The sequence below is a fragment of the uncultured Thermosynechococcus sp. genome, assembly GCF_938074695.1.
Classification (GTDB): Bacteria; Cyanobacteriota; Cyanobacteriia; order Thermosynechococcales; family Thermosynechococcaceae; genus Thermosynechococcus.
Map to the genome: position 1 here is coordinate 60,867 of NZ_CALJEM010000038.1, position 6,428 is coordinate 67,294.

Below are 6,428 nucleotides of genomic sequence, written 5' to 3' on the forward strand. Positions count from 1 at the left end.
ATGGATCTGCTGCTGTCGAAACTGCTGCCGCCACTGCTGTATCCATTGTCCCTAGCCTGTTGGGCATTGATTTTTGCCGTTGTGCGCTTCTGGCGTGCCCCCAAACAGGCGGCGATCGCCCTTGCGATTGCCCTGAGTTTACTGCTTCTCAGTGGCAATGACTACGTCACTGTGGCACTTCTGCGCTCTTTGGAAGAGCAATACTTGCCGCCACAGCCCATCCCTCAAGGAGCAGCGATTGTTGTGTTAGGCGGCGGCATTGTACCGCAACAGGAACCCCGTCCTTGGGTAGAGATCAAAGAAGGGGGCGATCGCCTTCTCTACGGCATCCACCTCTTTCGGCAGGGCTATGCCCCCTACCTAATCCTCAGTGGCGGTCGCATTCCTTGGCTAGGGGAAATATCCCAGCGCTCAGAAGCAGCAGATATGGCGGAGATTGCCCAAACCTGTGGCATTCCCAAGGAGAACATTTTGTTAGACACAACCTCCTTGAATACCTATGAAAACGCGCGCAACGTCAAAGCACTGATTGCAGCCCATCAGATTCAAGGAGACCTACTCCTAGTAACTTCGGCCTACCATATGCCGCGGGCTGCCGCCATTTTTCGACACCTGGGACTAAAGGTCATTCCTGTGCCCACCGACTATCGCTGGCCCTCCGTTGCCCATTCTTTCACTTGGCAAAATGTACTTTTAAGCCTCATTCCCACTGCATCTAATATCCAACTTACAACGGATGTCCTGCGGGAATATCAAGGACTCCTCATCTACAGGTTGCGGGGTTGGCTTTAGAGACTGTGTGCTATTAAAAATTGCTGACAGACATCAACAAACTCAGCCGTAGATTCGTAGGGGAGGACATTGCGCCCTGGAATAATCACCCCCACTGCATTGGGCAAGAGTTCCGTGTAAAAGGCCAGCCGCTCTTGGGGAGACTCAGCCGTTCCTTGGCGACTGATACTAGAGGCTTGATCGCCCATTACCACCAGCACCGGCTGAGCAATGGTTTGGAGGATAGGGCGGTAATCCCGTCGCCAAAAACCTGCAAGGAAGGAATACACAGCATGGCGAGTGTTTAAGTTGGCAGCGCCTTGAGTGAGCATTTCCAACCACTGCCGATCCACTGCTTGCGGTTTGGCAAAGAGTTGCTTGACAGAAAATCGCCGCAGAAACCTCTCTTGGCGCGCGTATTGATAGAATGCCCATCCTAGGGGCGAATCAAAAAGACGCCAACGCAGCCGTTGCCAAAGGACACGGGTATTCTGCGAAATCAAGCTTCCCGTGGGCGGGCCACTGAGAATTAACGCCCTTACCCTTTGGGGAGCAAGGCGCACTAATTCCAAAGCCACCGGCAACACAGCCCCTTGAACCACCAGTACCACCCCCTGAGCTATTTCAGATTCGATGAAAAACCGTAACTGTGCTGCCCAATCTTCGGGATAATAAGCTAAATGGGGCAAGCTGCTCCGGCCACATCCCAGCAAGTCTGGGATATAGAATGAGCAATTTTGCGCCAAGGTCTGCCAATGGCCAACACAGCGATCCCAAAACAAACCCGACAAACCAACGCCCACAGGATGAATGAACAGAAGCGGGGTTTCTCCACCTGCACCGGCAAGCCAATAATGACAGGTCAGTCCCTGCCACTCATAGGTTTTCGCCAGCAATTGCTGCATTACTGTTACTCCTCATCGCTCAGGTGGTCTTCAAGGGTACACTGCTCATGGGAGAGTCACTCTTGAAATATCTCTGATTTCTGACTTTTAGTAGCGTCTTTAACCAAATCTTTGCCTTCTCTTAACCTCAGTTCTCTGAAAGCTTGTTTATTGTAGGTGGAGGGTGGTTCTGTCGGTTTGCCCTTACTCTTTTCCCTTGCAACCGTCCCACCGTTGATGTCCATAGCATTTGCAAAACGTTGTTTACTCCGCTAGGAAACATGACTATGTCTACTTCAGCCAAGAACGTTACCCGACTAGGAGTGATCGCTGCCATTGCAGCCATCTCCAGCACTGTAATTCCTGCTGCTTTTTCTCAACAAAGTGCACCGGTTGTTCGGATTGATGGCTCCAGCACCGTTTATCCTGTAACTGAAGTGGCCGCCGAACAATTTCAAAAGCAACAGGGAGGTAAAATTCGCGTCACTGTCGGGATTTCAGGGACAGGCGGTGGCTTTAAGAAGTTCTGCCGCGGTGAAACCGACATTTCCAACGCCTCCCGCCCGATTCTGGCCAAGGAAATGGAAGAGTGTAAGAAAAACAACATTCAGTACATCGAGTTGCCTGTTGCCTATGACGCCCTGACCGTGGTGGTCAACCCCCAGAATACTTGGACCAAATCCCTCACTGTTGCCGAGCTAAAGAAAGTATGGGAGCCTGATTCCAAGATCAATAACTGGAACCAAATTCGGAGTGAATTTCCCAACTTACCCTTAAAACTTTTTGGCGCAGGTGCAGACTCCGGTACATTTGACTACTTTACAGAGGCCATTGTCGGTAAGGCCAAAGCCAGCCGTAAAGACTACACCGCCAGTGAGGATGACAACGTCCTAGTACAGGGGGTTAGCCGTGAGCGCGGTGCGCTTGGCTACTTTGGCTATGCCTACTACGCAGAGAACAAAAACAAACTTAAAGCAGTGGCGATTGATAACGGCCGAGGCCCCGTTATGCCCTCGGAGAAAACTGTGCTTGATGGGACCTACCAACCGCTGTCGCGCCCAATCTTTATCTATGTCAACGCCAACTCTGCGAAGCGGCCAGAAGTACGGCAATTTGTTAGCTACTACCTCAGCAATGGCCCGGCAATCGTTAAAAAATCGAAATATGTGCCCCTGCCCAGCAGTGCCTACAAAGCAATCTTGGCCAGGTTTAACAAAAACCAAGTGGGTACTGCCTTTGGTGGCAAAGAAGCCATTGGTCTGAAGCTGGATGACTTACTGAAGCGCAGTATTCAGTAAGAGCGCAAGGTTTCGCTATGCCGAACAGGGTGTTCGGTCAAGTAGCGGCGAGCACCCTGTTTTCTAGTTATCCAAAAGAGTTAGTTTGGAACAGCCTGTATGGCACAAGATTCTTTTTCCGTCAAGACAAATCTTCCCCTTACCCTGCCTTCACGCACAGTACGAATCTGGCGTGAACGAGTCATTGCCGGCGTTTTATTTCTGGCAGCCATCTCCTCCGTTTTGACCACGCTTGTCATTGTCTATATTCTCTTCTCGGAGACAGTAATATTCTTTGAGAAGGTCATGGAGGTGGATCGGGTGTCCCTCTGGGAGGCACTGGTAGAGTTTTTCACGGGCACCGACTGGTCACCATTGATTGAACCACTGGGAATCGGTATCTTACCTCTGCTGGCTGGAACACTAACAACCTGCTTTGTTGGTCTTTGTGTTGCTGTTCCTTTGGGGACAATTGCCGCTATCTACCTCAGTGAGTTTGCACCAGCAAAGGTGCGAGAGATTCTAAAGCCTATCTTGGAAATCTTGGCGGGCGTGCCTACGGTTGTCTATGGCTATTTTGCTCTTCTGGTCATTACTCCAGTGTTGCAGAAAATCATTTTGGGAGTACAAAAGTTTCTCCTGCCAGGCAGGAATGAGTGGGATTACTTTCAGCTCCCCGGATTCAACATGCTGGGGGCAGGGATTGCAGTAGGCCTTATGGTTCTTCCCTATGTCTGCAGCCTGGTGGAAGACGCCCTTCAAGCAGTGCCACTGGAGTTGCGGGAAGGCTCCTATGCCATGGGAGCTACTCGCATTCAAACCGCACTCAATGTTCTTATTCCCGCCGCTATTTCTGGCATTGCTGCTGCTTACATTCTGGGGTTTTCCCGAGCAGTGGGGGAGACAATGATTGTGGCGGTTGCCGCTGGTTTGCAGCCAAAGTTTACTTTTAATCCCTTTGAGGCGGCGGCAACAACAACGGCTTTTATCGTCTCTGTCAGCTTGGGGGATTTACCCCACGGCTCTTTTGAGTACCAGTCTATTTTTGCTGCAGGGATCATGCTCTTCTTTGCCACCCTGTTTATGAACGTGCTCGGATACTTCCTCAGTCGGCGTTATCGTGAGGTCTACTGATGGTACGCAACCCAAAGCTAATCGCTGTTCTTCACAATCCAATTGCTATTGCTGAGTCAATTCAGCAGCGAAAACGCTGGGAACAGTTTTTTATTTTGCTTGGTTGGTTTTCCCTATTGGTTGCCCTTTTAACGCTAGTGGTCTTGGTTGCTGATCTGCTGATTCGCGGTTGGCCACTGCTGAACTTAAAATTTCTATTGTCTCCTCCCAGTAGTGATCCAGAGGAAGCAGGCATTCTCACAGCATGGGTGGGGAGTCTATTGGTTATTTTGGTAACCATTGTGGTGGCTGTTCCTCTTGGCATTGGAGCTGGGATTTACCTAGAGGAATACGCCCCTAAAAACTGGCTTTTGGATTTTATTGAGATCAACATTACCAACTTAGCAGGAGTGCCTTCAATTATCTACGGTCTTTTAGCACTGGGTTTCTTTGTTTATATTCTCAAGTGGGGCGAGAGTATTCTCACTGCTGGCTGTACGCTGGCGTTGCTGATTTTGCCGGTGGTAATTGTCACTACCCGTGAGTCTTTGCGCGCTATTCCTGTGGGTATTCGCGAGGGTGCCTATTCAGTGGGAGCCAGTCGGTGGCAGACTATTTTCGATCACGTCTTACCCTACTCAATGGGGGGGATACTCACCGGCATTATTGTAGGGATTTCCCGTGCCATTGGTGAAACTGCTCCCCTGATTACAATTGGTGCCTTAACGTTTATTACCTTCTTGCCCGAGGCACCTATTAAGGGAGAATTTCCCTACATTTCTTTCAATTGGCTATGGTCTCCTTTCACTGTGCTGCCCATTCAAATGTTTAACTGGGTTTCACGCCCTCAGGAAGCTTTTCAGATCAATTCTGCGGCAGCCGGTGTTGTACTCTTGGTACTGACACTATTGGTGAACTCAACTGCCATCTATTTGCGCTATCGTTTTAGGAAGAGTATCAAGTTCTAGGAAGTTGCATTTTGGGACGTATTCAAAATGGTTAAGCCTACAGAGGAAGCCGTGGTTACTCAACAGGAGCCGCTCAGAAAACTAGCTGAGGTGCGGGACTTAAACTTTTATTATGGTCGCACCCAAGCCCTTAAGAACATCAACATGCCGATTTATGAAAAAAAAGTCACGGCTCTGATTGGTCCTTCGGGTTGCGGTAAAACCACCCTACTTCGCTGTTTTAATCGTATGCACGACCTCTATCCGGGAAACCGCTATGAGGGGCAAATTTTGCTGGGGGTAGATCAGCCGCGCAACCTGTTGGAAATGGATCCAATTGAAGTGCGCATGCAAATTGGCATGGTTTTCCAAAAACCCAATCCCTTTCCCAAGTCAATTTATGAAAACATTGCCTATGGCCTTCGGGTACGGGGTATCAAGGATAGAGCACTTCTGGATGAGGTGGTGGAGCGATCGCTGCGCAATGCCGCTCTCTGGGATGAAGTCAAAGATCGGTTAAAAGAACCAGGAACTTCACTCTCAGGAGGGCAGCAGCAGCGCCTGTGTATTGCCCGCGCCCTTGCCACCGACCCAGAAATTATCCTATTCGATGAGCCAACCTCGGCACTAGATCCCATTGCCACTGTTAGCATTGAAAACTTAATTGTAGAACTTAAGGAACAGGTGACGATCCTGATTGTTACCCACAACCTGCAACAGGCGATTCGGGTGTCCCAATTCACTGCATTTATGTATCTTGGGGAGTTGGTAGAGTACAACGATACGATGTCTATCTTCACCAAGCCAGTAGAGCAGAAAACAGCGGATTACGTCAGTGGCCGTTTTGGTTGATTGCCTTGGTGCCTCAAGTCCACTTGAAAATGCAGTCTAAGGGGTAACGTGCCATTGTGGATAGATTCCTACCCTAGGGTTAGCAATTATTCGTTCTAGCTCTAGGAGTACAATTGTGCTGGCATTGCTGGAGTCCACAGTCAGGGAAGAGTGGGTTTCACCTCAAGCGGAGGAGCAGTAGGCCAATGGCAGTTCTCTGGTATTGAGTTGGCAGCGGTACCGAACCCCACTGTGGAACAGGTGCAACTATTGATTCTCAATGCTGCACCCACACTGGCTCCCGCCCACCCACCCCTTATAGGCGCAAAATACAACAACTAAAATGAAGGCAGCACGTGAATCCCCTACAGACTGCCATGACAACTAAACACCCAGCGCAACTGCCGCCCCTTGAAAATGGCGATCGCCTGACGCGGGACGAATTTGAGCGGCGCTATGCCGCCATGCCCCAGTTAAAAAAAGCAGAACTCATCGAGGGAATTGTTTACGTGGCTTCCCCGGTGCGTGTTAGTCACAGTCAACCCCATGCCGAAATGGTAGGTTGGCTGTTTTTTTACACAGTGGCGACACCGGGTGTTCTTGTC

The 6,428-nt window shown here is 50.0% G+C and carries 6 protein-coding genes and 1 pseudogene; 6 read left to right on the top strand and 1 reads right to left on the bottom strand.

Going from position 1 to position 6,428, the window contains the following annotated elements:
- On the top strand, window positions 1-792 hold the full coding sequence (locus Q0683_RS06450) for a YdcF family protein (protein ID WP_298976867.1): 792 nt from the start codon (window positions 1-3) through the stop codon (window positions 790-792).
- On the opposite strand, the gene Q0683_RS06455 is transcribed toward Q0683_RS06450, so the two are convergent.
- Complete coding sequence (locus Q0683_RS06455; protein WP_298976869.1) at window positions 789-1,676, bottom strand: alpha/beta fold hydrolase; 888 nt, start codon at window positions 1,674-1,676, stop codon at window positions 789-791. The genes Q0683_RS06450 and Q0683_RS06455 overlap by 4 nt on opposite strands.
- 266 nt (window positions 1,677-1,942) lie before the next feature.
- Between Q0683_RS06455 and Q0683_RS06460 the strand changes: the two genes are divergently transcribed.
- From Q0683_RS06460 to Q0683_RS06480, 5 genes and pseudogenes are all read left to right on the top strand, one after another.
- Window positions 1,943-2,953 (top strand): PstS family phosphate ABC transporter substrate-binding protein, encoded by a 1,011-nt coding sequence (locus Q0683_RS06460; protein ID WP_298976871.1) that lies wholly within the window; start codon window positions 1,943-1,945, stop codon window positions 2,951-2,953.
- 99 nt (window positions 2,954-3,052) lie between these two features.
- Window positions 3,053-4,066, top strand: a complete 1,014-nt coding sequence (pstC, locus tag Q0683_RS06465; RefSeq protein ID WP_298976873.1) for a phosphate ABC transporter permease subunit PstC — start codon at window positions 3,053-3,055, stop codon at window positions 4,064-4,066.
- Window positions 4,066-5,013, top strand: coding sequence for a phosphate ABC transporter permease PstA (gene pstA, locus Q0683_RS06470; RefSeq protein WP_298976875.1), 948 nt, complete (start codon window positions 4,066-4,068; stop codon window positions 5,011-5,013). The genes pstC and pstA overlap by 1 nt, the downstream gene beginning before the upstream one ends.
- A gap of 27 nt (window positions 5,014-5,040) precedes the next feature.
- Entirely contained in the window at window positions 5,041-5,844 is an 804-nt protein-coding gene (gene pstB / locus Q0683_RS06475) for a phosphate ABC transporter ATP-binding protein PstB (RefSeq protein ID WP_298976877.1), read from the top strand.
- A 356-nt stretch (window positions 5,845-6,200) separates the two neighbouring features.
- Window positions 6,201-6,428: pseudogene (locus tag Q0683_RS06480) on the top strand (Uma2 family endonuclease); the annotation flags it as partial.

What these genes read in the sequence shown, in the direction of transcription:
- Q0683_RS06450 (WP_298976867.1), top strand. Translation starts at nt 1, where the DNA reads ATGGATCTGCTGCTGTCGAAACTGCTGCCGCCACTGCTGTATCCATTG.
- Q0683_RS06455 (WP_298976869.1), bottom strand. Translation starts at nt 1,676, where the DNA reads ATGCAGCAATTGCTGGCGAAAACCTATGAGTGGCAGGGACTGACCTGT.
- Q0683_RS06460 (WP_298976871.1), top strand. Translation starts at nt 1,943, where the DNA reads ATGTCTACTTCAGCCAAGAACGTTACCCGACTAGGAGTGATCGCTGCC.
- pstC (WP_298976873.1), top strand. Translation starts at nt 3,053, where the DNA reads ATGGCACAAGATTCTTTTTCCGTCAAGACAAATCTTCCCCTTACCCTG.
- pstA (WP_298976875.1), top strand. Translation starts at nt 4,066, where the DNA reads ATGGTACGCAACCCAAAGCTAATCGCTGTTCTTCACAATCCAATTGCT.
- pstB (WP_298976877.1), top strand. Translation starts at nt 5,041, where the DNA reads ATGGTTAAGCCTACAGAGGAAGCCGTGGTTACTCAACAGGAGCCGCTC.